The 21790-nt window shown below is 74.0% G+C and carries 24 protein-coding genes; 15 read left to right on the top strand and 9 right to left on the bottom strand.

All coding sequences use genetic code 11. From position 1 onward, the window contains the following. Positions 1–123: 123 nt before the first annotated feature. Positions 124–1182, bottom strand: coding sequence for a GTP 3',8-cyclase MoaA (gene moaA / locus ACR807_RS32715; protein ID WP_438925333.1), 1059 nt, complete (start codon positions 1180–1182; stop codon positions 124–126). A 116-nt stretch (positions 1183–1298) separates the two neighbouring features. On the opposite strand from moaA, the gene ACR807_RS32710 reads away from it, so the two are divergent. The 3 genes from ACR807_RS32710 (at position 1299) to ACR807_RS32700 (ending at position 3603) form a co-directional block, all read left to right on the top strand. Continuing rightward, the gene (locus tag ACR807_RS32710) at positions 1299–1775 is read left to right on the top strand and encodes a MarR family winged helix-turn-helix transcriptional regulator (RefSeq protein ID WP_438925332.1); all 477 of its coding nucleotides are present in this window, start codon (positions 1299–1301) and stop codon (positions 1773–1775) included. Positions 1776–1793: 18 nt separating this feature from the next. Beyond that, positions 1794–2600, top strand: coding sequence for an HAD-IIA family hydrolase (locus tag ACR807_RS32705; RefSeq protein WP_438925331.1), 807 nt, complete (start codon positions 1794–1796; stop codon positions 2598–2600). A gap of 157 nt (positions 2601–2757) precedes the next feature. Continuing rightward, positions 2758–3603, top strand: a complete 846-nt coding sequence (locus tag ACR807_RS32700; RefSeq protein WP_438925330.1) for a metallophosphoesterase — start codon at positions 2758–2760, stop codon at positions 3601–3603. On the opposite strand, the gene ACR807_RS32695 is transcribed toward ACR807_RS32700, so the two are convergent. Next, positions 3600–3974, bottom strand: coding sequence for a YccF domain-containing protein (locus ACR807_RS32695; RefSeq protein WP_438925329.1), 375 nt, complete (start codon positions 3972–3974; stop codon positions 3600–3602). The two genes, ACR807_RS32700 and ACR807_RS32695, sit on opposite strands and share 4 nt — an antisense overlap. Before the next feature lie 33 nt (positions 3975–4007). On the opposite strand from ACR807_RS32695, the gene ACR807_RS32690 reads away from it, so the two are divergent. Beyond that, positions 4008–4976: a Gfo/Idh/MocA family protein gene (locus ACR807_RS32690; RefSeq protein ID WP_438925328.1), complete on the top strand. Its 969-nt coding sequence runs from the start codon at positions 4008–4010 to the stop codon at positions 4974–4976. 10 nt (positions 4977–4986) lie between these two features. Here the strand turns inward: ACR807_RS32690 and ACR807_RS32685 are convergent, their stop codons facing one another. Next, entirely contained in the window at positions 4987–5865 is an 879-nt protein-coding gene (locus ACR807_RS32685) for a DUF5753 domain-containing protein (protein WP_438925327.1), read from the bottom strand. Between the two features lie 167 nt (positions 5866–6032). On the opposite strand from ACR807_RS32685, the gene ACR807_RS32680 reads away from it, so the two are divergent. Together ACR807_RS32680 and ACR807_RS32675 are read left to right on the top strand one after the other, a co-directional pair. Beyond that, positions 6033–6905 (top strand): helix-turn-helix domain-containing protein, encoded by an 873-nt coding sequence (locus ACR807_RS32680; RefSeq protein WP_438925326.1) that lies wholly within the window; start codon positions 6033–6035, stop codon positions 6903–6905. 11 nt (positions 6906–6916) lie between these two features. Beyond that, positions 6917–7117, top strand: a complete 201-nt coding sequence (locus ACR807_RS32675; protein WP_438925325.1) for a DUF397 domain-containing protein — start codon at positions 6917–6919, stop codon at positions 7115–7117. An 18-nt stretch (positions 7118–7135) separates the two neighbouring features. On the opposite strand, the gene ACR807_RS32670 is transcribed toward ACR807_RS32675, so the two are convergent. Further along, positions 7136–7681 carry a TetR/AcrR family transcriptional regulator gene (locus ACR807_RS32670; RefSeq protein ID WP_438925324.1) on the bottom strand — a complete coding sequence of 182 codons (546 nt, stop codon included), beginning with the start codon at positions 7679–7681 and terminating at the stop codon, positions 7136–7138. A gap of 38 nt (positions 7682–7719) precedes the next feature. On the opposite strand from ACR807_RS32670, the gene ACR807_RS32665 reads away from it, so the two are divergent. Then, positions 7720–8367 carry an HAD family hydrolase gene (locus ACR807_RS32665; protein ID WP_438925323.1) on the top strand — a complete coding sequence of 216 codons (648 nt, stop codon included), beginning with the start codon at positions 7720–7722 and terminating at the stop codon, positions 8365–8367. Here ACR807_RS32665 and ACR807_RS32660 read toward each other — a convergent pair. Then, complete coding sequence (locus ACR807_RS32660; protein WP_438925322.1) at positions 8330–8524, bottom strand: hypothetical protein; 195 nt, start codon at positions 8522–8524, stop codon at positions 8330–8332. The two genes, ACR807_RS32665 and ACR807_RS32660, sit on opposite strands and share 38 nt — an antisense overlap. Before the next feature lie 127 nt (positions 8525–8651). On the opposite strand from ACR807_RS32660, the gene ACR807_RS32655 reads away from it, so the two are divergent. Further along, positions 8652–9038, top strand: coding sequence for a cold-shock protein (locus ACR807_RS32655; protein WP_438925336.1), 387 nt, complete (start codon positions 8652–8654; stop codon positions 9036–9038). 1 nt (position 9039) lies between these two features. Here ACR807_RS32655 and ACR807_RS32650 read toward each other — a convergent pair whose 3' ends face one another. From ACR807_RS32650 to ACR807_RS32640, 3 genes are read right to left on the bottom strand one after another with little or no spacing between them, the layout of a single operon-like run. Further along, positions 9040–9513 carry a DUF2771 family protein gene (locus tag ACR807_RS32650; protein ID WP_438925321.1) on the bottom strand — a complete coding sequence of 158 codons (474 nt, stop codon included), beginning with the start codon at positions 9511–9513 and terminating at the stop codon, positions 9040–9042. Between the two features lie 11 nt (positions 9514–9524). Further along, positions 9525–11243 carry an MFS transporter gene (locus tag ACR807_RS32645; RefSeq protein WP_438925335.1) on the bottom strand — a complete coding sequence of 573 codons (1719 nt, stop codon included), beginning with the start codon at positions 11241–11243 and terminating at the stop codon, positions 9525–9527. Between the two features lie 6 nt (positions 11244–11249). Next, positions 11250–12011: a glutaminyl-peptide cyclotransferase gene (locus ACR807_RS32640; protein ID WP_438925334.1), complete on the bottom strand. Its 762-nt coding sequence runs from the start codon at positions 12009–12011 to the stop codon at positions 11250–11252. Between the two features lie 69 nt (positions 12012–12080). On the opposite strand from ACR807_RS32640, the gene ACR807_RS32635 reads away from it, so the two are divergent. Both ACR807_RS32635 and ACR807_RS32630 read left to right on the top strand, forming a co-directional pair. Next, positions 12081–12944 (top strand): DUF3027 domain-containing protein, encoded by an 864-nt coding sequence (locus ACR807_RS32635; RefSeq protein WP_438925320.1) that lies wholly within the window; start codon positions 12081–12083, stop codon positions 12942–12944. Continuing rightward, positions 12941–15778 carry a sacsin N-terminal ATP-binding-like domain-containing protein gene (locus ACR807_RS32630; protein ID WP_438925319.1) on the top strand — a complete coding sequence of 946 codons (2838 nt, stop codon included), beginning with the start codon at positions 12941–12943 and terminating at the stop codon, positions 15776–15778. Before ACR807_RS32635 ends, ACR807_RS32630 begins: the two co-directional genes overlap by 4 nt. A 192-nt stretch (positions 15779–15970) precedes the next feature. Here ACR807_RS32630 and ACR807_RS32625 read toward each other — a convergent pair whose 3' ends face one another. Next, on the bottom strand, positions 15971–16258 hold the full coding sequence (locus ACR807_RS32625) for a DUF2530 domain-containing protein (RefSeq protein WP_438925318.1): 288 nt from the start codon (positions 16256–16258) through the stop codon (positions 15971–15973). 74 nt (positions 16259–16332) lie between these two features. On the opposite strand from ACR807_RS32625, the gene ACR807_RS32620 reads away from it, so the two are divergent. The 5 genes from ACR807_RS32620 to ACR807_RS32600 all read left to right on the top strand — a co-directional run bounded on the left by ACR807_RS32620 (position 16333) and on the right by ACR807_RS32600 (position 21315). Further along, positions 16333–17859, top strand: a complete 1527-nt coding sequence (locus ACR807_RS32620; protein ID WP_438925317.1) for an NCS2 family permease — start codon at positions 16333–16335, stop codon at positions 17857–17859. 15 nt (positions 17860–17874) lie between these two features. After that, entirely contained in the window at positions 17875–18339 is a 465-nt protein-coding gene (locus ACR807_RS32615) for a MarR family winged helix-turn-helix transcriptional regulator (RefSeq protein ID WP_438925316.1), read from the top strand. 4 nt (positions 18340–18343) lie between these two features. Continuing rightward, complete coding sequence (locus tag ACR807_RS32610) at positions 18344–19672, top strand: MFS transporter (RefSeq protein WP_438925315.1); 1329 nt, start codon at positions 18344–18346, stop codon at positions 19670–19672. Positions 19673–19909: 237 nt separating this feature from the next. After that, the gene (locus ACR807_RS32605) at positions 19910–20674 is read left to right on the top strand and encodes an ABC transporter permease (protein ID WP_438925314.1); all 765 of its coding nucleotides are present in this window, start codon (positions 19910–19912) and stop codon (positions 20672–20674) included. A gap of 230 nt (positions 20675–20904) precedes the next feature. Continuing rightward, positions 20905–21315: a hypothetical protein gene (locus tag ACR807_RS32600; RefSeq protein ID WP_438925313.1), complete on the top strand. Its 411-nt coding sequence runs from the start codon at positions 20905–20907 to the stop codon at positions 21313–21315. The last annotated feature ends 475 nt before the right edge of the window (positions 21316–21790 follow it).

Genomic DNA, 21790 nt, shown 5'->3' with positions numbered 1-21790 from the left:
GCCCGCCTGGCTCGCCGCCGCGGTCGCCCTGTCGCCCGCCGAGGTCATCCCGCCGCCCTCCGCCGTCCCCGTCGCTCCCGCCGTCCCCGGCACCCGGTCGTCGTCGTCCCCGTCATCGGGTCGTCACCCGCCGATCGCGCTCATGGGCCGGTCGGGCTGGCTGAACCCGGCGTCGTTGATCCCGTGCCCGGCCGCCTTCGCCCACGAGTTGCCCCGCCACGCGTCCGCGACCTCCTCGTCGGTCGCCCCGCCCCGCAGCAGCGCCCTCAGGTCCGTCTCCGTCCGGCTGAACAGGCAGTTGCGCACCTGGCCGTCCGCGGTCAGCCGGGTCCGGTCGCACGCCGCGCAGAACGGCCGGGTCACCGACGCGATCACGCCCACCACCGCCGGGCCGCCGTCCACCAGCCACTTCTCCGCGGGCGCGCCGCCGCGCTCACCGGGCTCGGGCTCCAGCGCGAACGCCGCGCGCAGCGACGCCAGGATCTCCTCGGCGGTCACCATGCCGTCCCGGTCCCAGCCGTGCTGCGGGTCCAGCGGCATCTGCTCGATGAACCGCAGCTGGTAGCCGTGCTCCACGCAGAACCGCAGCAGCGGCACGGCCTCGTCCTCGTTGACGCCGCGCATCAGCACCGAGTTGACCTTCACCGGCGTCAGCCCGGCGTCCCGCGCGGCGGCGAGGCCGGCGAACACGTCGTCGATCCGGTCACGCCTGGTCAGCTCCCGGAACCGGGCCGGGTCGAGGGTGTCCAGCGAGACGTTCACCCGGTTCAGCCCGGCCGCCACGAGGTCCACCGCGCGCCGCGCCAGGGTCACCCCGTTCGTGGTCATCGAGATCCGCGGTCGGGGCCGCAGCGCGGCGGTCGCCGCCACGACGCCCTCCAGGCCGGGCCGCAGCAGCGGCTCGCCGCCGGTGAACCGGATGTCGGTCACCCCGAGTAGGGTCACCGCGACGCGCAGGAGCCTGGTCAGCTCGTCGTCGGAGAGCAGCTCCGGCTTCGGCAGCCAGTCCAGGCCCTCCGCGGGCATGCAGTAGGTGCAGCGCAGGTTGCAGCGGTCCGTGAGGGACACGCGCAGGTCTTTCGCGACCCGGCCGAACCGGTCGACCAGCAGTGGTGAGCCCGGACGCCCCGCGGTCTCCGGGTTGCCGCGCACGGCGGGTAGCCCCAACTCGACAGCTGTCACCCCGTCCAGGGTAATCGGCCGACGCCGGTGGGTGGACGAGGAGAAGCCGGTGGGCGGAACTCCCCCGCGCGGAGGAGGATGCCTGGCCGCGCCCCGCAGCCGCTAAGTTGCTGGGCATGACGAGCGAGCACGACGTGCCCGCCGACGTGCCCGCCGACGTGGTGGAGCGGTTCGGCTCCTACACGCGGGAGACGAGCGCGCTCACCGCCCAGGTCCACGGCAGGCTGGCGGAGCGGATGGGCCTCTCGCCGACCGACGAGAAGTGCCTCGACCTGGCGCTGCGCGCGGGGGGACCGGTCACGGCGGGCCGGATCGCCGAGCTGTCCGGCCTGTCCACCGGCGCGGTGACCGGGGTGATCGACCGGCTGGAGCGCGCCGGGTACGCGCGCCGCGTCCGGGACCCGCACGACCGCCGCAAGGTGTTCGTCGAGGTCACGTTGGCCGACGACGCCAGGTCCGAGCACCTCTCGCGCGGCGCGCAGGAGGCCCTGACCGAGGTGTTGTCGCACTTCACGCCCGAGGAGCGGGACGTGCTGGAGCGCTACCACCGGGCGGTCGTCGCGGCGTTCCGGAAGCGCGTGGTCGACGCCTGAGCCGGCAGCATGTCGCCCATGAGCGATCAGTGGAACTACCTGATGGACATGGACGGCGTGCTCGTGCACGAGGAGCACCCCATCCCGGGTTCGGGCGAGTTCGTCGCCGAGCTGACCGCGAACTCCATCCCGTTCCTCGTGCTCACCAACAACTCCATCTACACCCCGCGCGACCTGCGCGCCCGGCTGTCCCGCACGGGCCTGGAGGTGCCGGAGTCGGCGATCTGGACCTCGGCGCTGGCGACCGCGCGGTTCCTCGACTCGCAGCGGCCCGGCGGGTCGGCGTTCGTCATCGGCGAGGCGGGCCTGACCACGGCCCTGCACGAGATCGGCTACGTGCTCACCGACCGCGAGCCGGACTACGTGGTGCTGGGCGAGACCCGCACCTACAGCTTCACCGCGATCACCAAGGCGATCCGGCTGGTGGAGGAGGGCGCGAAGTTCATCGCCACCAACCCCGACGCCACGGGACCGTCGCGCGAGGGCTCGCTGCCCGCGACCGGCGCGGTGGCCGCGCTGATCGAGCGGGCCACCGGCCGCGCCCCTTATTACGTGGGCAAGCCCAACCCGCTGATGATGAGGTCGGCGCTGCGGGCGCTGGGCGCGCACTCGGAGCACACCCTGATGATCGGCGACCGGATGGACACCGACGTGCGCTCGGGCCTGGAGGCGGGCCTGCGCACCATCCTGGTGCTGTCGGGCATCTCCGCGGACTCCACCGCCGAGCTGTACCCGTACCGGCCGACGCGGGTGGTGAAGTCGATCGCCGACCTGGTCGGCCACTCGGCGAACCCGTTCCCGGAGGACGAGCCGAACCCGGTCTAGGCGTCCCGGCCCGGCTGCGCGGCGGAGTCGTGCCGTCACGGTCCGCTCGGCCCGGCTCCCCCCGGCGGGGGAGCGGGCGGCCGACCGCCGGAACGGGGTGCCGAAGCGCTGATCGACTCGCGCGCACGACCCCCGCGCGTCGCCTATCGTCGCGGGTGTGGAACGACCGCTGTTCGTGGTCGGCGACGTGCACGGGCACCTCGCCGAGCTGACCCGCGCCCTGCACGCCGCGGACCTGGTGGACGCCGACGGCGACTGGAGCGGCGGCGACGCGGAGCTGTGGTTCCTGGGCGACTTCGTCGACCGCGGCCCCGACGGCGTCGGCGTGATCGAGTTCGTCATGCGCCTGCACGAGCAGAGCGGCGGGCGGGTCGACGCGCTCGTGGGCAACCACGAGGTGCTGCTGCTGGGCATGCACCGGTTCGGCGACGAGAACGTGCCGGGCGCGCCCACGCCCCGCAGCTTCGCCCGCAGCTGGCTGCTCAACGGCGGCCTGCGCAGCGACCAGGACCGGCTCACCGACGCCCACATCGGGTGGCTGACGTCGCGCCGCGTGCTCACCGAGGTGGACGGCCACCTGCTCATGCACTCCGACACCCTCGCCTACCTGGAGTGGGGCGCCACGATCGACGAGGTCAACGACGCCGTGCACCACGTGCTCGGGGGCGACGACCTCGAACAGTGGTGGGAGTGCTGGCGCAAGATGACGACGCGCTACGCGTTCCGCGGCCCGGACGGCCCGGCGGTGGCCACCGCGCTGCTCGACCTGCTGGGCGGCCGGGAGGTCGTGCACGGGCACAGCGTCATCGCCGACCAGCTCGGCGTGCCGCCGGCGGAGATCGACGGCCCGCTGCGCTACGCCGACGGCAGGGTGCTGGCCGTGGACGCGGGCCTCTACAGCGGCGGCCCGTGCCTCGTGGTGCGGCTGGACGAGCCCGATGCCGACGAGCCCGGCGCCGACGAGCCCGAGCCCGCCGGAGCCGGGGTCGAGGGGCCGGCCTAGGGGGCCGGCACGATCTCCTTGCCCAGCGGCAGCAGCGAGACGGGCACCAGCTTGAAGTTCGCGATGCCCAGCGGGATGCCGATGATCGTCACGCACAGCGCGATGCCGGTGACGACGTGCCCGATCGCCAGCCAGACGCCCGCGACGACGATCCAGATCACGTTGCCGAGCAGCGACGGCGCGCCCGCGCCCGGCCGGTCCACGACGGTGCGGCCGAACGGCCACAGCGCGTAGTTCGCGATCCGGAACGACGCCAGCCCCCACGGGATCGTGATGATCAGCACGCAGCAGACGATGCCCGCGAGCACGTACCCGACGGCCAGCCAGAAGCCGCTGAGCACCAGCCAGATCACGTTCAGGATGAGCCTCACCGCACCCATCCTGCCCGATTAAGCTGCCCGCTTGTGCTGAACAGACTCCGCTGGGGTGTCGTCGCCACGGGCGGCATCGCCGACGTCGTGACCGGTGACCTCCGCCTCCTGCCCGACGTCGAGGTGCTCGCGGTGTCCTCCCGCGCGCTGCCGAAGGCCGAGGCCTTCGCCGCGAAGCACGGCGTCCCCCGCGCCTACGGCGACTACGCCGACCTGCTGGCCGACCCGGACGTGGACGTCGTCTACGTGGCGACGCCGCACGTCCAGCACCACGAGGTGAGCCGGGCCGCGCTGGCGGCGGGCAAGCACGTGCTGTGCGAGAAGCCCGCCGCGCTGACCTCCGCCGACCTGCGCGAGGTGGTCGACCTGGCGCGCGAGCGCGGCCTGTTCTTCATGGAGGCCGTCTGGACCCGGTTCAACCCGCTCGTCGTGCGCCTGGGCGAGCTGGTCGCGGCGGGGGAGATCGGCGAGGTGAGGTCGGTTCGGGCCGACTTCGGGTTCACGCTGCCGCACGACCCGGCGCACCGGCTGTGGAACCTGGGCCTGGGCGGCGGTTCGCTGTTCGACCTGGGTATCTACCCGGTGTCGTTCGCGCACCTGCTGCTCGGCGAGCCGGAGGCGGTGCACGCGCACGGTTCGCTCGTCGGCGGCGTGGACGCCGAGCTGGGGATGCTGCTCGGCTACCCCGGCGGCGCGCACGCCCTGCTCGGGTCGTCGCTGGTCAGCCCGCTCAAGGACGGCGCGGTCGTGTACGGGACGAAGGGGCTGGTGGAGTTCCCGGAGGCGATGTACAACCCGGCGCGCATGATCGTGAACGGCGTGGAGCACACCTACGTGCAGGAGGGCGCGGGGTACGTGCCGCAGCTGCGCGAGGTGGTGGCCCGGGTCGTGGCGGGCGAGGTGGAGAGCCCGTCGATGTCGCACGACGAGTCGCTGGCGATCCTGCGCACGATGGAGCGGGCCGCCGCGGGCGTCGGCCTGTCCTACGAGGGCGTCCGGTAGTCCGCGCCCGCTAGTCCGCGCCCGCCCGGCGCGCGTAGTCGTCGGCGTAGCGGGCGACCAGGGCGGCCGACTCGACCGGCGGCAGGGCCAGCGACCGCAGGCACCGCATCTTGTGCTCGTAGCGGGCCACGACCCGCGGGTCCTCGTGGAAGGCGGTCGCGGTGTCGGTCTCCACGACGGCCAGGGGCCGGGTCGGCGCGGGGAACGCCAGCAGCGCGGCCGGCCGCAGCAGCGCCTCGTGCGCCGGGGCGGTCGCGGGGACGACGTGGACGGTGGTGCCCGGCGCCCCGCACACCAGCGCCAGGCGCCGCACCTGGTCGCGCATGGTCGCCGTGCCGCCGACGACCATGCGCAGGGCCGCCTCGTGCACGTAGAGGGTGGTGAGCGGCCCGATGACGGCGCGCAGCGCCGCCTGGCGCGCGGCCCGCGCGCGGACGAGGTCGTCGTCGCCGGTGAGGGCGCGGGTGTAGTCGGCGGTCTGGGCCAGGGCGGGGATCGCGAACGCCTCGTAGCAGGTGATCGCGGTGGCGGCGCGCTCGTGCACGGACAGCGCGGTCAGCGCGTCGGGGGCGGTGTCGTGCAGGCGCAGGAAGCTGCCGGTGTCGGGTTCCGCGGTCAGGGCGAGGATGTGGTCGCGGGTGGCCTTGTCGGCTCCGCAGCGGCCGACCAGCGCGCCGATCTCCCACGGGGCGGCGCCCCGGCTGCCCGTCTCCAGCTTGTTCAGCTTGTTCGGTGACCAGCCCAGGGACTCGCTGAGCACCGCGGCGGACAGGGCGGCCCGACGCCGGACGCGCCGCAGCTCCTCGCCCAGTTCGCGGCTGTGCGCGGTGCCCGACCTGACCGCGGCCCTGTTCTCCGCCGGTGCTTCCGTCCGTCCAACGGTCTCCACGTGGTCGATCCCTCCCGGGTGCGTCGAGCGAGGCGGGCACCGGAGGACCGGCAACGAAAATGTAGTGTCATGAACGTTCTTGGGGCGACATCCCGATCGGGTGACGCTGGTCGCCTGTTCGTGGGCGCGACCGGCAGACTGGCCCCGCCCCCGCCCGAGGAGTGACCATGACCGACGCGCCGAAGCCGGTCCCGCCGATCCGCCGGCGCCAGTTGGCGTACCGGTTGGCCGAGCTGCGCGACCAGGCGCGGATGACGCAGGACGACGCGGTGCGGGCCACCGGCCTCAGCCGCTCGACCATCAGCAAGATCGAGAACGCCGAGCAGGCGATCCTGGAGAAGAACGTCCGGCTGCTCGCCACCGCCTACGGCGTGGGGTCGCCGGAGCTGGACGTGCTGCTGCGGATGGCCCGCGAGAGCAACCAGCGCGGCCTGCTGGTCGCGCACGCCGACGTGGCCGCCGACTTCGCGCGGGACTACATCAGGTTGGAGAGCTACGCCTCGGAGGTGTGGACGCTGGAGACGGCCCACGTGCCCGGCATCCTCCAGACGCGGGAGCACACCCGGGCCCTGCGCCGGGTGTGGAAGCCGGACGCGACCGAGGACGACCTCCGGCGCGCCGTCGAGCTGCGCGCCGAGCGGCAGCGCCGGCTGACCGGTCCGGCGCCGCTGCGGCTGCGCGTGATCCTCGACGAGGGCGTGTTCGACCGGCTCGTCGGCGACGCCGGGGCGCGGGTGGGGCAGGTCGACCACCTCGTCGAGATGTCGCGGCGGCCGAACGTCGTCGTCCAGCTGATGCCCAAGAGCGCCGGGCTCTACCGGGGCATGGACCAGCCCTTCTCCGTCCTGCGCTTCGACCCCGCGCCGGGCATGGACGTCGCGTACGCCGAGGGGCTGTTCAGCGCCACCTACCACGAGAAACCGCGCGAGGTCGTCGCGCACGTCGAGCTGTTCGAGGAGATCGCCTCGGCCGCGCTTTCACCGGCGGCGACCCGTGACGCCCTGGCTACGCTGAGGGGCGCACTCGGGAGCGACGACTGAAAGGGGTTGGCATGACCGACCTCATCCCCGGCACGTGGCGGAAGTCGAGCAGGTCGGCCGGCAACAACGGCAACTGCGTCGAGCTGGCCCAGGCCGGTGACGGCCTGGCGGTGCGGGACAGCAAGAACCCGGGCGGTGGCGCGGTGGTCGTCGGGGCGAAGGCCAGGGCGGCGTTCCTGGCGGCCGTGCGGGAGGACCGCGCCGGCCGGTGACCGGCGGGCGGACCGCCCTCACGGCTCGCGCAGCAGGGCCTCCGCCACCGCCACCACGGCCTCCACCCGGCGGCTGCTCGGCGTCAGCAGGTGGCTCAGCGCGACCCGCACGACCGTCTCCGCGACCAGGTGCGCGCGCGCGGCGGGCAGCGCCGGCCAGTGCGCCCGGACGTGCTGCGCGAACACCGACGTGGCGAGCGTCAGGACGGGCTGGCCGCGGGTGGTGAGCAGCGGCAGCATGTCCTCGGCGTTCGCCCCGGAGAACACGGACCTCGCCAGCGGGTCCTCGCCGGCCAGCTCGAAGGCGAACCGGATGCCGAGCCGCAGCCCCTCCAGCGGGTCGGGCGTGGCCTGCATCCGCTCCCGCACCCCGTCGAGGAACTCGCCCGCCTTGAACAGGGCCACCGCCTGCACGAGCCGGTCCTTGTTGCCGAACTCGTTGTAGACGCTCTGCCTGCTCACCTTCGCCCTGGACGCGACGTCGGCCATCCGCAGGCCGCGCGAACCGCGCTCGGCCACCAGGTCCACGGCCGCCAGCAGCAGGGCGCGGGTGAGTTCCGTCACGGCGCAAAGCTTGGCACAGCGGCGGTTACAGTCGGGGTGTGCCGCTGACCGTGGGATTCGACCTGGACATGACGTTGATCGACCCCCGTCCCGGGATGGCGGCCGTGATGGACGCGGTGGCGGCCGAGTGCGGCCACCCCCTCGACGGCGCGCACTTCGCGGCCAACCTCGGCCCGCCCCTGGACATGGTCTACCGGGGCTTCGGCGTGCCCGAGGAGGAGATCCCCGACCTGGTCGACCGGTTCCGCGCGCTGTACCCGGAGGTGGTGATCCCGGCGACGGTGGCGCTGCCCGGCGCGGCGCGGGCGCTCGCCGCCGTGCGCGAGCTGGGCGGGACGACGCTGGTGGTGACCGGCAAGTACCGGAAGAACGCGGCGCTGCACCTGGCCGCGTTCGGCTGGGAGGTCGACCACCTGTTCGGCGAGCTGTGGTCCACCGGCAAGGCGGAGGCGCTCCGGGCGCACGACGCCGCCGCCTACGTCGGCGACCACGTGGGCGACGTGCGGGGCGCGAAGGCGGCGGGCGCGGTGGCCGTGGCCGTCGTCAGCGGGCCGTGCGGCGCGGACGAGCTGGCCGCCGAGGGCGCGGACGTCGTGCTGCCCGACCTGACCGGTTTCCCGGACTGGCTGCGCGCGAACGCCGAGCGGCTCAGCGCCGGGGCCGCCGGGAGTCCCGCACCGCGCTGAACACGCCCAGCGCGAGACCGGCGGGGGTGAGCAGCCACCCCGCCGCGAACACCCACGCGGGCAGGCCGCGTTCGCCCACGACGAACATCGCGACGATCGCCACGACACCGAGCGCGAACAGGGCCACCGCCGCCGGCATCAGCTTCGAGGTCGACATGCGGATGAGCCTAGTCGCGCGATCGGAGGTGCCTCCGCGCCGGTGTTCTGGCTACTCTGGTGGGACGCGCCTCGGGCACGCCCGGGGCGCGTTCGTCGTGTGAGTGCAAGAGGGATTGGTGAGCGCGGTGCCGACCGGCAAGGTCAAGTGGTACGACTCGGAGAAGGGCTTCGGCTTCGTCACGCAGGACGGTGGCGAGGACGTCTACGTGCGGAAATCCGCGCTGCCCCCGGGTGTCGAGGGCCTCAAAGCCGGTCAGCGCATCGAGTTCGGCATGGCCGAGGGCAGGCGCGGCCCGCAGGCGCTGTCGGTGCGCCTGATCGACCCGGCCCCGTCCGTGGCCGAGGCGCGCCGCCGCCCCGCCGAGGAGCTGCACGGCCTGGTCGAGGACATGATCAAGCTGCTGGAGATCAAGGTGCAGCCCGAGCTGCGCCGGGGCCGCTACCCGGACCGCAAGAACACCAAGCTGGTCGCCGAGGTGGTCCGGGCCGTGGCGCGGGAGCTCGACCCGTAGGTCAGCCCTGCTCCACGCGCAGCACCCACGTGCCGCGCGCCACGAAGTCGAAGGCGCCCGTCGTGCTCGCCTCGATGCGCGCCCCGTACTGCTGGACCTCGACGCTCTCCAACCGGTCGGCGGGGTCCGGCAGCACGAGCGTGTACGCGAACCTCGGCTCGCGCGAGGTGAACAGCTTGCTGCGCAGCGGCTCCCGGGGCACGCCCGCGCCGTCGCGGTAGGTGAACTTCACCGACCAGGCGGTCTCGGCCAGCTCGCCGGGCACGGAGATCTGCACCGGCTTGCCGGGCCGCACCCGCAGCACGCCCAGCGCCTCCACGTCCACGTCGCAGTTCTCCGACTGGAGGTCGCAGTACTGCGACGGCGCGACGGTGACCGCGTGGCCGTCGGCGTAGAAGGTGACCTCGGGGTTCCGCGGCGCCGCGCAGGCGGTGAGGGCCAGCAGCGGGACGACGGCAAGCGGGACTCGGCGCACGGCCGTCGAGCCTACGTGCCGCGGTGCGGCGCGACGGGCGCGGGGCGCAGCGGCCGGTCGCCGCCGAACCCGGGGACGAGCGTCGCGCCCCGCCGGGTCTGCACGGTCTGCGCCAGGCCCACCGCGAGCAGCACCGACAGCACGGTGAACCCGACCCAGTACTCGGTGGGCAGCAGCACGCCGAGCGCGCCGCCGAACACCCAGCCGAGCTGGAGGATCGTCTCCGACCGGCCGAACGCCGAGGCCCGCGACTCGTCGGGCACGTCGTCCTGGATGACCGCGTCCAGCGACACCTTCGCCAGCGAGCTGGCCGTGGCCCCGACCAGGCCGACGACCGCCGCCGTGGTCAGGCCGGGCAGCACCGCCGCCACCACCGTCGAGGCCAGCGCCGCGCCGAGGCAGCCGAGCACGACGTGGTCGGGCGAGCCGAAGTGCAGGCGCGCGCCCACGGCGTTGCCGAGGAAGCTGCCCGCACCGGCCGCCGCCGCGATCACGCCGAGCAGCAGCAGCTGCTTGAACGCGTCGCCCTCGGTCTGGGCGCGCACCACGAACGCGGAGAACAGCATCAGGAACCCGGTGAGCATCCGGATCGTGCCGTTGCCCCACAGCGACACCACGACCGTGCGGCCCAGCGGCTGCCGCTCCCGCTTCTGCGGCCTGCCGGGCTCGCGCGGCCGGGCCCGCAGCGACGCGGGCACCTCGCCCTCGGTGACCTCGACCCACGACGGGATGCGCAGGCAGTAGTAGGCGTTCACGGCGCTGAGCACGGCGGTGAACCACAGCGCGCCCGGCGAGCCGAACAGGTTCGCGAACCCGGCCGCGAACGCCCCGAGCACACCGCCCGCGGCCAGGCCGAACACCGTCATCCGGGCGTTGGTCTTGGACAGCGTGATGTCGCGCGGCAGCACGCGCGGGGTGATCGCGGCCTTGAGCACGGTGAACGACTTGGACAGCACCATGCTGCCCAGCGCCGCCGGGTACAGGCCCCAGTTGTCGAAGTTCATCGCCATCACGATCGACAGGAGCACCCGCAGCGCGCACGAGGCGGCCAGCGCGATCCGCCTGCCGCGCTGGACGCGGTCCAGCGCCGGGCCGATGACCGGGGCGACCAGCGCGAACGGCGCGACCGTGATCAGCAGGTAGAGGGCGACCTTGCCGCGGCTCTCGCCGGAGGCGGCGGAGAAGAACAGGGTGTTGGCGAGCGCGACGGCCATGGCGGCGTCGGCCGCGTAGTTCAGCATCACCGCGTAGGTGAGCGAGGACAGGCCGGACTGCTTGGCGCCGTCGGCGTGCGCGGCGCGGCGGAACGTCGCCAGCGCCCGGCCGCTCAGCTCACGGGCGCGGAACCACGCGACGCGGGTGACGGTGAGCTTCCTCGGCAGGGTCGGCGCGGTGGGCCGGTCGTCCGGCGGCGGGGCGAAGCGCGCCTCCTCGGTCCGGTCGTCCCCGCCGTGCCCGGGTCCCGGGCGGCGCTCGCGCGGGTCCCCGGTCCGGTCGTCCCCGTCGTGCCGCGGTCCCGGGCGGCGCTCGCGGGGGTCCTCACCACCGGGCCGCTGCCGTGCTCCGCGGCGCGGCGGGTCGGGCGGCGGCGGCGCGCCGGGGGTCGGGTACGGCCGGGTGCGCGGCTTGTACTCGTCGTCCTCCCACGGGTACCGCCGCGACGGGTCTTCCGGCCGAGGGGGCGTCACGCCCCAATCCTGCCTCACCCGGCGCGGACTTTCCCGCGCAATGCGCGGTCAGCCCCCGGTGAACCTCACCCGGAAGATCGTCGGCCAGTTCTTGCCGGTCAGCAGGAACTCGTCGGTGCCCGGCACGGCCGCGATGCCGTTGAGCACGTCGGTCGCCGGCACGTCGGCCGGCCGCAGCCCCGACAGGTCGTGGGTGGCGACGACCCGGCCGTCCGCGGGGTCGATCCGCACGACCTCGTCGGTCTGCCACACGTTCGCCCACACCCGCCCGCCGGCGCACTCCAGCTCGTTCAGCTCGGTGACCGGCCGGCCGTCGCGGGTCACCCGCACCGACCCGGTCTCGGCGAACGTGGCGGGGTCGCGGAACACCAGCTCGTCGGTGCCGTCGCTCATCACCAGCCGGTCGCCGTCGAGGCACAGGCCCCAGCCCTCGCCCTCGTAGGTGACGCGCCTCACTTCTTCGAGGGTGTCGCGGTTCCGCTCGACGGCCACGCCGTCCCGCCAGGTGATCTGCCACAGGCGGTCGCCGACGACCGTGATGCCCTCGCCGAACAGCGGCGCGGGCAGGTCCGCGCGCCGCTCGACCTCGCCCGTGGCGGGGTCGATCCGGCGCACCGACGACCGCCCCTCCAGGCCGGTGCCCTCGTAGAGGACGCCGTCGACCAGCTCCAGGCCCTGCGTGAACGCCCCGGTGTCGTGCGGCAGCGTGCCCAGCACCTCGTAGCCCGCCGGGGCGGGTCCGGACGCGCCCGGCGTACCGCCGGGTGGCCCAGCGCACGCCACCGACGACACGAAGACCACCGCCACCATCAGCCACCGCACGTCCGAAAGGGTGGCACGTGTGCGCGGAGAGGCGAAGGCGTGCGGCACAATTCACCTGTGACCGCAACGCCGACCCAGCAGCCCAATCCAGCGCTCGCCGACCCCACTGCCGTCCAGCTCGCCCGAGCCGCAGCACAGGAGGAGGCGGGCGCGGAACGCGTCGGCGACCACGTGGGCGTGATCGCCGAGGACGAGGCGTCGGTCACCCACCTGTTCGAGGCCGAGCACGCCGGCTACCACGGCTGGAACTGGGCCGTCACGCTCGCGTTCGCCGGTGCCGGCACGCCGCTCTCCGTCAGCGAGGTGGTGCTGCTGCCCGGCGACGAGGCGCTCGTCGCCCCCGACTGGGTGCCCTGGCACGAGCGGGTCCGCGCCGGTGACCTGGGCGTCGGCGACCTGCTGCCCGCGCCCGAGGACGACCCGCGCCTGGCGCCCGGCTACGTCGCCTCCGACGACCCGGCCGTCGAGGAGGTCGCCCTGGAGGTGGGCCTCGGCCGGGTGCGCGTGCTGTCCCGCGAGGGCGTGCTGGACGCCGCCCAGCGGTGGCACGGCGGTGACTTCGGGCCGCGCAGCGAGATGGCGCGCAGCGCGCCCGCGCACTGCGGGACCTGCGGTTTCTACCAGCGCGTCGCCGGGTCGCTGGGCGCCGCGTTCGGGGTCTGCGCGAACGAGCTGACGCCGGCCGACGGGCACGTCGTGCACGTCGAGTACGGGTGCGGCGCGCACTCCGAGGTCGAGGTCGAGGGCGGCCCGGCGATCCCGGTGGCCGACGTCGTGTACGACGACGCCGTGCTGGACGTGGAGGCCAACGAGGTGCCCGAGCCCCCTGCCGACACCTCCGCCGCGACCCCCGCCGAGTCCCTTGCCGGCACGTCCGCCGGTACGTCCGCCCGTACGTCCGCCGACGAGAGCGGGCGGTGAGCCCGGAGCCGCACGACCCGTTCGGCACCGCGGCGCTGCGCGAGTCGGTGCTGGCCGCGTGGCGCGGGTCGCCCACCCGGTTCCGCGAGGACGCCAACGCCGAGGAGGACCTCCGCCTCGGCGGCTACCGCGACCGGCTGCTGGTGGAGCTGGCGCAGAACGCCTCCGACGCGGCCGGCGCCGAACCCGGCGTGCTGCGGCTGACCGTCGTCGACGGCGAGCTGCGCGCGGCGAACACCGGCGCGCCGCTGGACGCGGCCGGGGTGGCGGCGCTGGCGTCGCTGCGCGCGTCGTCGAAGTCGGCGGGCACGGTCGGCCGGTTCGGCGTCGGCTTCGCGGCCGTGCTGGCGGTGACCGACGCGCCGCGCGTGGTGTCCCGCTCCGGCGGGGTGGCGTTCTCCGCGGACCGCACCCGCGAGGCGGTGCCGGAGCTGGCGTCGGCGCGCGGCGGCGACGTGCCCGTGCTGCGGCTGGTGTGGCCGACCGACGAGGACGACCTGCCCGAGGGCTTCGACACCGAGGTCCGGCTGCCGCTGCGCGGTGACGCGCCCGACCTGGTGGCCGAGTTCGCGCTCCAGGTGCCCGACCTGCTGCTGGCCCTGCCGGGGCTGCGGCGGGTCGAGGTCGGGTCCGACGCGTGGGAACGCGCGGAGACCGACGGCGTGGTGGAGCTGACCGGGCCCGGCGGCGTGCGGCGGTGGCTGGTGCACCGCGACGGCGGCGAGCTGCCCGAGCACCTGGTCGCGGGCGTGGAGGCCCGGCCGCGGTGGTCGGTGTGCTGGGCGTGGCCGATGGACGAGCCGCTGGCCGGCGACGTGCTGCACGCGCCCACCCCCACCGACGAGAAGCTGTCCCTGCCCGCCCGGCTGATCGCGACGCTGCCGGTGGAGCCGTCCCGGCGGCGGGTGCTGGCCGGCGACGCGGCGGCGTTCGTGCTGGACCGGGCCGCCGCCGCCTACCCGGCGCTGGTGGCGGCCCTGCCCGCGGTCGAGCGCACGTCCCTCGTGCCGCTGCCCGGGTTCCCGCTGTCCGAGGTGGACGACCGGCTGCGCACGGCGCTGCTGGCCGAGCTGCGGACCGCCGCGTGGCTGCCGCTGGCCGACGGCGAGTGGGGCGCGCCCGCGTCCTCGAAGGTCCTGGACGTCGCGTCGTTCGACCTGGTGGAGCTGCTGGAGGACGTCGTCCCCGGCCTGCTGGACCACGAGCTGACGCTGCCCCCGCACGCGAAGGCGCTGGCCGCGCTCGACGTGCCGCGCATGTCGGTCGCCGAGGTCGTGGCCGCCCTCGCGGGCGTCGGCGGCGACCCGTCGTGGTGGCGGCAGGTGTACGAGGCGCTGTCGCCGATCGCGGACGTCGACTCCACGGCGCGCGAGGAGATGGGCGCGCTGCCCGTGCCGCTGGTCGACGGCCGCCTGGTGAGCAGCCCGCGCGGCGTGCTCGTCGGCACCGACTCCGACCTGTTCTCGGTGCCCGGCCTGCGGATCGCGCACCCGGAGGCCGCGCACCCGCTGCTGCTCAGGCTGGGCGCGACCGAGGCGTCCGCCGCCGAGCTGCTCGACTCCGACGCGGTGCGCGAAGCCGTCCGGCAGAGCCTCGACGACCCCGGCATGGAGGGCGCCGAGCTGGTCTCCACCGTGCTGCGGCTCGTGTCGCGGGCCGGCGGCCGGCCGTGGCTGGGCGGGCTGGCGCTGCCGTCCGGCACGGGGGAGTGGCGGCGCGCCGACGAGCTCGTGCTGCCCGACTCGGCGCTGCTGGAGGTGCTGGAGGACGACGCGCCGTTCGGCGTGCTGGCGCCCGGGGTCGCGGCGGAGTGGCCGCGCGAGGTGCTGACCGGCGTCGGCGTGATCGACGGGTTCACCGTGGTCGACGACGACTCGCCCACCGAACCCGACCACGACCTCGCCGACGAGGGCTACTGGTGGGACGCGTTCGACGTGCCGCCGACGCGGGTGCTGGGCGTCCGCGACCTGGACCTGGTGGCGCGCGACAAGTGGCCGAGGGCGCTGGCGATGATGGCCGCCGACCCCGTCACGTGGCGCGCGGTGACCGAGCCCGACGGCTACACCGGCTGGTGGCTGGCCCGCTACGCGACGTTCGACGGCGTGCCGCTCGGCTCGTGGCGGCTGCCCGACGCGACGGGGCTGGAGGGCCTGTACGACGTGGTGCCGGACGTCGGCCTGCCCGCGCACGTGCTGGCGGCGACGGGCGTCCGCACGTCGCTGGGCGTGCTCGACGAGGACGACGTGACCGACCTGCTGTCCCGCCTGGGCGACCCGGCGCGCGCGCTGTCCGACGCCCTCGTGCTGCGGGTGCACGCGCTGCTCGCGTCGGTGGCCGACGACGTGCACGTCGAGCCGCCCGACCGCGTCCGCGCCCTGACCGGCGAGGCCGTGCCGGCGGACGACGTGCTGGTGCTCGACCTGCCGTGGCTGCTGGGCGTGCTGCCGCCGGAGCAGGTCCTGGCCTCCGCCGGGTCCGCGCCGGCCCTGGCCGAGCTCCTCGCCCTGCCGCTGGCCTCGGAGGAGGTCACCGGCGAGGTCGTGGGGGCCGGCGACGAGGTCGTGTGGGCCGAGCTGGGCGCGGTGCGCGTGGCGTGCGACCTGCTGGGCGTGGAGCTGCCGACCGCCGGCGTGGTCGTCCACGACACCCTGGTCGTCGCCGCCGAGGGCGCCGAGCACGAGGTCTCCTGGTGGGTGGCCGACGACGTCGTGCACGCCGCCGACACCCCGGAGGGCCTGGCCCGCGCCCTGGCGTGGACCACCTCCCGCTGGGAGGACCGCCACACCTTCGCCGCCCTGATCGCAGACCCGACCCCCACCGTCCTCCTCGGCTGACCCGCGAGTCATGCGCTCGCACCCCGCGAGTCATGCCTTCACGACCCGAGAGTCCAACGCTCAGGACCCGAGAGTCCAACGCTCAGGACCCGAGAGTCCAACGCTCAGGACCCGAGAGTCCAACGTCCAGGACCCCTGAGTTCTTCATTCGCGAGTGGAGAACTCAGGGGTCCTGAGCGTTGGACTCTCGGCTCAGTCGGTGAGGCCCTGGCCCTGCTGGGCGGTGCGCCTGCCCCGGCGCGCGGCGGAGCGCTGCCACGTGAAGACGCCGTAGCCGATCACCCCCAGCAGACCGCCCGACAGGCACGTCCACAGCAACGTCGTCTCCGAGCGCCAGAACAGCAGCACCACGAGGAAGCCGGCGAACCACAGCACGGTCCCGGTCACGATGGCGGGCACGGGGTCGGCCAGCCTCGCGGGCAGGGGCGGCGGTGCGGGGAGCTGTGCTGGGAGGAGGGGCGCTGCGTCCTGTTCGGCCACGTCAGGCAGGCTACCTGTCCGAAACACGGGTGGGGCACGCTCTGCCTCCACGCCACACCGACCAAGGAGAAGAGATGGCCACCGCCGACCCCGCCGCCTCCGACTCGCCAGAACCGACGGCGCCAGAACCGACGGCACCCGGACCCGCCGGCAGGACCAAGACGTCCGCGCTCGACGGGTTCTTCAAGATCTCCGCGCGCGGGTCCACGGTGGGCCGCGAGGTGCGCGGCGGCCTGGTCACGTTCGTCACGATGGCCTACATCGTGGTGCTGAACCCGCTGATCCTGGGCAGCTTCGCCGCCGACGACCCGTCCGCGAAGGTCGACGTCCTGGGCAACATCCTCACCGTGCCGCAGGTCGCGGCGGTGACGGCGCTCGTCGCGGGCGTCATGACGATCCTGTTCGGACTGATCGCGAACTACCCGTTCGCGCTCGCCACCGGCCTCGGGATCAACTCGTTCGTGGCGGTCACGATGGTGCCGCAGATGTCCTGGCCCGAGGCGATGGGCCTGGTCGTCGTCAACGGCCTGGTAGTGCTGCTGCTGGTCGTCACGGGCGTCCGCACGGCGGTGTTCAACGCGGTGCCCGCCGAGCTGAAGGCGGCCATCGCGGTCGGCATCGGCCTGTTCATCTGCTTCATCGGCCTGGTCGACGCGGGCTTCGTGCGCCGTGTCCCGGACGCCGCCGGCACCACCGTCCCGGTCGGACTGGGCATCAACGGCTCCATCGCGTCGTGGCCCACGTTCGTGTTCGTCGTCGGCCTGGTGGTGACCGGCATCCTGGTCGCCCGCAAGGTCAAGGGCGGCATCCTGATCGGCGTCCTGTCCGCGACCGTGCTGTCCATCGTGATCGAGGCGGTCGTCAAGGCCGGCCCGTCGGCGGGCGTGAACCCGGCCGGCTGGAACCTGGGCTACCCGGCGCTGCCCGACCAGGTCTTCGGCCTGCCGGACCTGTCGCTGCTCGGCGACGTGTCGTTCGGCGCGTGGACCCGGGTGCCCGCGCTGACCGCCGCGCTGCTGGTGTTCACGCTGGTCCTGACGGACTTCTTCGACACCGTCGGCACCATGACGGGCCTGGGCAAGGAGGCCGGCCTGATCGGCAAGGACGGCCAGCTGCCGGGCGTGTCCAAGGCGCTGTTCGTGGACGGCGTGGGCGCGGTGGCGGGCGGCGTGGCGTCCTCGTCGTCGAACACCGTCTACATCGAGTCGGCGTCCGGCATCGCGGAGGGGGCGCGGACGGGCCTGGCGAACGTCGTGACGGGCCTGCTGTTCCTCGCCGCGATGTTCCTGACCCCGCTGTACGCGGTGGTGCCGATCGAGGCCGCGGCCCCCGCGCTGGTGATCGTCGGCGCGCTGATGATCATCCAGGTCCGGGAGATCGACTTCGCCGACTTCTCGGTGGGCCTGCCCGCGTTCCTCACGATCGTGGTCATGCCGTTCACCTACTCGATCGCGAACGGCATCGGCGCGGGTTTCGTGAGCTACGTGCTGCTGAGGGCGCTCACCGGCCGGGCGCGGAGCGTGCACCCGCTGATGTGGGTGGTGGCGGCGGCGTTCGTCGTCTACTTCGCGATCGGGCCGATCCAGGCCGTCCTCGGCTGAGGACGAATTCACACGATGGGGGCAGAGATCGTGAGGTATGCTAACTACGTGGTGGAGACCGAGGTCGAGGCAGGACTGGCGAGCCGGCTGCGGCTGGCGGTCGTCAGGCTGAACCGCAGGCTCCGCGCGCAGCGGGTGAACTCCGCGATCTCGCTCACCCAGGTGTCCGCGCTGTCCACGCTGCACAAGTGCGGACCGCTGACACCCGGCGAGCTGGCCGCCAAGGAAGGCGTCCAGCCGCCGTCGATGACCAGGGTCATCGCCGCGCTGGAGGAGTACGGGTTCGCCACGCGCCGCCCCCACCCCACCGACGGCCGGCAGGCCATCGTGGAGCTGAGCGAGGCAGGGCTGAGCTACATCGACGAAGAGGTGTCCGCGCGGGAAGCCTGGCTCGACGTCCGGCTGGCCGAGCTGACACCCGAGGAACGGGACGTGCTCTCGCGCGCGTCCTCGATCATCGACAGGATGGCGGGGCAGTAACGACGTGCCGGCGTACGCGGGTGGTGCAGAGACCGATCGGCTCGACCGCAACACGGCCGCACCCCCGCCACGCCGGCGCAGCAGCACGTTCGGCTCCCTGCGCGTCCGCAACTACCGCCTCTACGCCTCCGGCCAGGTCGTCTCGCTCGTCGGCCTGTGGATGCAGCGCGTCGCCCAGGACTGGCTCGTACTGGAGCTGTCCGACGGCTCACCGGTAGCGCTCGGCATCGCCGCCGCCCTCCAGTTCGCGCCGACGCTTCTGCTGTCGCTGTGGGCCGGCGTCCTCGCCGACCGGCTCGACAAGCGCAGGCTGCTGCTCGTGCTGGAGACCGGGCTCGGCCTGTGCGCCCTGGCGCTGGGGCTGCTCGACGTGACCGGCGTGGTCGAGCTGTGGCACGTCTACCTGCTGTGCCTGCTGCTCGGCGCCGTGTCGGCGGTGGAGACACCGGTGCGGCAGAGCTTCGTCGTCGAGATGGTCGGCCGCGACCAGCTCACCAACGCCGTCGCGCTCAACTCCATGACGTTCAACCTGGCCCGCATGGTCGGCCCGGCGGTCGCCGGCGTGCTGATCATCGTGGTCGGCACCGGCTGGGTCTTCCTCGTCAACGCCGTCAGCTTCCTCGGCGTCCTGCTCGGCCTCGTCCTGATGAACCCGCGCGAACTGCACCGCGGCGACCCCGTGCCGCGTGAGAAGGGCCAGCTGCGCGAAGGGCTGCGGTACGTCCGCAAGCGCCCCGACCTGGTGATCCTGCTGTTCATGGTGTTCTTCATCAGCACGTTCGGGTTGAACTTCTACGTGACCCTGGCGGTGCTGGCGCGCAACACGTTCGGCGGTGACGCCAGCGCGTACGGCCTGCTGTCCACGATGCTGGCGGTCGGCACGCTGGCGGGCGCGACCCTGGCCGCGAAGCGCAGCGCCAACGGCAAGCCGGGGCTGCGGCTGCTCATCATCGGCGCGCTGGCGTTCGGCGTGCTGGAGATCGTCGTCGGCGTGCTGCCCACGATGTGGCTGACGGGCGCCGCCCTGATTCCGCTCGGCATCGCCATGATGACCTTCACGACCACCGCGAACGCCACCGTGCAGCTCGCCGTGTCACCCGCGATGCGCGGCCGGGTGATGGGCCTCTACATGCTCGTCTTCCTCGGCGGCAACCCGGTCGGTGGCCCCGTCATGGGCTGGCTGGCCGAACACTTCACCGCCCGCGCGCCCCTCGTGGTCGGCGGCGTCGTGTCGATCGTCGCGGCCGTCGTGGGCGGCCTCGTCCTGGCCCGCCGAAACGGCCGCACCCTCCCGACCCACCGCTTCCCCCTGCGCCGCCGCCCCCGCCCCTGACCGCCCCCGCCGCCGCCCCCGCCCCCGCCCGCCGCCGCCCCTGCGCCTGACCGCCGCCGTCCCTGAACGTCGCCGTCCCTGAACGTCGCCGTCCCTGACCGCTGGCGCCGCCGCCATCGGGCCGCCACTTCCGCCCCGAGGATCGTTCAACAATCGCACAATCCCCTCGCGGCCATCTCCTCGCGGCCATCTCCTCGCGATCATGCCCCCGTGCTGGGTGCCCGCGATCATCTCCCCGTGGTCATCGCAACGGACTGGGTCCGCCTGCTCATCGTGTGCCTGGTGTTCACCGCCGCCGCGGCCGTCGTCGTGCGCTGGGGCGGTCTGGCGTCGGCGAAGCCGGTGGTCCGGGCAGCGCTGCGGGCGACCGCGCAGCTCGCCGCCGTGTCCGCCGTCATCACGGTGGTGCTCGCGTCCCTGCCGCTGACGATCGGGTTCCTGGTCCTCATGGCCACCGTCGCGACCGGCACGTCCGCCGCGCGCACGGGGACCGGCCGGCGCGGCGCGTGGGTGGCGCTCGCCATCCTCGGCGGCACGCTCCCCGCCGTGGCCCTGCTGGTGCTCGGCGGGCTGGTGCCGGTCACCGGCATCGCGCTCGTCCCCGTGGGCGGCATCCTGATCGGCGGCGCGATGACCGCGACCACGCTGTCCGTCCGCCGGGCCCTCGACACCCTGCACGACCGGCGCGGTGAGTACGAGGCCGCGTTGGCGCTCGGCTTCACCGAACCGGACGCCGTGCGCGAACTGGTGCGCCGCCCCGCCGCCGAGACGCTGCTCCCCGCGCTCGACCAGACCCGCACCGTCGGCCTGGTCACCCTGCCCGGCGCGTTCGTCGGGATGCTCCTGGGCGGTGCGCCGGTGTGGCAGGCGGGAGCGCTGCAACTCGTCGTGCTGCTCGGCCTGCTCGCCGTCGAGGCGGTGGCGATCGTGGTGGTCGTGGAACTCGTCGCGCGCGGTTTCGTCCGACGGACTTCCCAAGAACAGGAGCTTAGGCTAACCTAAGTCCCGTCGCTTCGTGGTGGGAGCGGCAGTCAGTTCGGGAACAGACGAGGCCCCGCCTCCCGGTCGTACCGCCGGGCAGCGGGGCCTCGTCGTACCCCGGAGCCGCACACCGCCCGCCGCCACCGGAACGCGCGTCCCGTCCGCGTCCCACGACCACTGGGATCGCGAGATCGCCGAAGCCGCGGGGGTGGACCGCACCTCGGGCGTCCGGACCCTGGCAAGATAGGCGCATGGGCACCGAGGAGGAATGGCCGGTCGAGCAGACGTGGTCATTGCGCAACACGCACTGGCACGCGTACGTGGAGCACACGTCCCTCGACCACGCCTCCCCGCGCTCCGAGCGGTTGGAGCGCACGCCGGAAGAGGTGCTGACCACGCCGACCGAGGTGGCCGCGTGGTTGGAGGTCAACCTGCGCAGCGCCACCAAGCCCGAGGAAGCCGGCAAGAAGCGGACCAAGGACGACCGGGACTTCACCGACTCGAACCGCGTGCACACCTCGCTGGCGTCGGCGGGGGAGAGCATCTACACGGGCGTCAAGGGCATGCTCACCCTCGCGGTGGAAGCGGTGACCCCCGACGAGTGCCGCAACACCCACGACGGCGCGGACGTGGCCCCCCTGAAATCAGGCCGCCGCCGCTGAGCGGAGCGCCCCACCCGAGCGCACCCGACCAAGGCGCCTGAACAGGCCGCCCGACCGGGATGCCCGGCAGGGATCACCCGATCGGGGCTCGAAGATCGGGTATTAATGGTAATGGCGACGTTGTTGCCGGGAAAATGGAGGCGGCGGCGCACCGGACCTGTGCCCTGCCGCCAGAGGGTCGCAAGGTCCTCACCTTCGGGTGTGAGTCTCCTGCTCTCGGGGCGCAAGCGAAGTCGCTCGCGTACACCGCGCCCCGCTGGATCGCCCCGCACCAGCCCCGCACCAGCCCGCGCTCGGCATGCCCGCGCTGCCCGCGCACGCCGGCGCTGCCCGCGCTGCCTCCGCCGTCACGCCGTTCCGCACCGCGCGCTCGCAGCCCCCTGCACCCGCCTGCTCGCGGCCCTGCGCCGGCCCCGCTCGCAGAGCCCGCACCGGCCGGGGCTCGCACCTGCCGTGGCCCGGTACCTGCCGTGGC

Source organism: Saccharothrix sabaoui (genome assembly GCF_051756985.1).
GTDB lineage: Bacteria > Actinomycetota > Actinomycetes > Mycobacteriales > Pseudonocardiaceae > Actinosynnema.
This window is presented reverse-complemented; position numbering and strand designations above follow the sequence as displayed.